This window comes from Longimicrobium sp. (assembly GCA_036377595.1).
GTDB lineage: Bacteria > Gemmatimonadota > Gemmatimonadetes > Longimicrobiales > Longimicrobiaceae > Longimicrobium.
Genome location: DASUYB010000167.1, coordinates 1 through 1,445, shown reverse-complemented (window position 1 = coordinate 1,445; position 1,445 = coordinate 1). Strand labels below are relative to the sequence as shown.

The 1,445-nt window shown below is 71.8% G+C and carries 2 protein-coding genes; one reads left to right on the top strand and one right to left on the bottom strand.

All coding sequences use genetic code 11. From position 1 onward, the window contains the following. The first annotated feature begins 209 nt into the window (after positions 1–209). A complete protein-coding gene (locus tag VF092_28145; GenBank protein HEX6751194.1) occupies positions 210–659 on the top strand; it encodes a hypothetical protein in 450 nt (149 codons plus the stop codon). 174 nt (positions 660–833) lie between these two features. Here the strand turns inward: VF092_28145 and VF092_28140 are convergent. Beyond that, the coding region (locus tag VF092_28140) for a hypothetical protein (GenBank protein ID HEX6751193.1) at positions 834–1,445 on the bottom strand (612 nt) is incomplete at its 5' end.

Below are 1,445 nucleotides of genomic sequence, written 5' to 3'. Positions count from 1 at the left end.
TGCCGGGATGATGGAGCTTGCATCCCAGCGGCGGATTACCGAGCCTTCCACGCGGGGATGCATGGTCCGTCTCTGTGCCGACTCCGCACCGGCGGCTGAAGCCGCAGCAACAACTACGAAAAGCCTCGCAAACTGCGCGAGGCTCCAACGGCTCACAGGTCAAACGCATGACCTGGTATGATACACCGCCACGTCCGGAATCCTGATCGATGAAGCCTGTTGCGCTGGCCCTCGCCCTCGCTTCCACGCTCGCCGGCGCGGTCGCCGCCCGGTCGTCGGCGGCCGCGGTGACAGTCCGTCCTCCGGCAGGGGTCACCGGACGGTATGCGCTGGAACGGCCGAATGGCGGATGCCTGCTGGACGTGGCGGAGCTGTCCGGAGGCCGCATCCGCTTCCAGCTGTTCTGCGACCGCGGCGAGCCGTCGCACAACACCGGGAGCATCGCGGGAACCGCGCGCCTGAGTGGCGGCGTGGCCGTCTACCGCGTGGAGCAGTTGGGCGGCGTGTGCGAGCTGCGGATGACCTTCCGCCGCGGACGGATGGAGATGGTGCAGAACGAGCGGGACGGCGGCTGCGGCTTCGGCTACGGCGTGGAGGCCGACGGACGGTACGAGCGGACTCGCACGCGCCCCTCGTTCGACCTGGCGCACGCCAGGTGAGCCTGCGCCCGGCGGGGATGACGTTGCGGGGGCAGCGGGATGTCCGGATCCCGCCCGGCCACAAGCAGCGCGCGGATAGGTGGGCGTAACGAGCGAACGGAGAACTGCACGCGTCGGCAGTGCTCCGTTTCTCCATTCTACTCCGTTTCTCCGCGTGACCCAGCAGGCCTTCCCTCACCGCGGGTTCGCGGCGCTCCCGGACAGGGGCTCGGCCACCCGAGCGGGACCGTTTTCGGAGGGCGGCTGCGGCTGGGGAGGGGCAGGGAAGGGCCGGCGGCGCTCCACCGCGCGGTAGACGACTACCGTCAGCAGGAGCGCGGCCGCGAAGGCGGGAAGGAGAAGGCGCGGCTCCACCGCCGCGGCGCCGGCCAGCACGGCCAGTAGCAGGTTCAGCACGATCACCCGCCCGCTCACCTGCGCGTGGCTGAACCCGGCCTGCGTGGCGCGCTGGTAGGCGTGGCTGCGGTGCGCCTCGTACACCCGCTCGCCGCGCAGCAGCCGGCGCACCAGGGTGGCGGTGGCGTCGAACACGAACACCCCCAGCAGGATCACCCACGCCAGCAGCGGCAGCGCCCGCGCCTTTTCCGAGGCCAGCGCCAGCACGGCGAACAGGTACCCCACGGTGCCGCTCCCCACGTCGCCCATGAAGATGCGCGCGGGCTGCCAGTTCCAGGCGAGGAAGCCCGCGGACGCCGCCGCCAGCAGCAGCGCCGCCGCCGCCAGCCCCGGCGCGCCCAGCAGGTACAGCAGACCCGCCGCCGCAACGCCCGCTGAGACCGCCTCGCC

What these genes read in the sequence shown, in the direction of transcription:
- VF092_28145 (HEX6751194.1), top strand. Translation starts at nt 210, where the DNA reads ATGAAGCCTGTTGCGCTGGCCCTCGCCCTCGCTTCCACGCTCGCCGGC.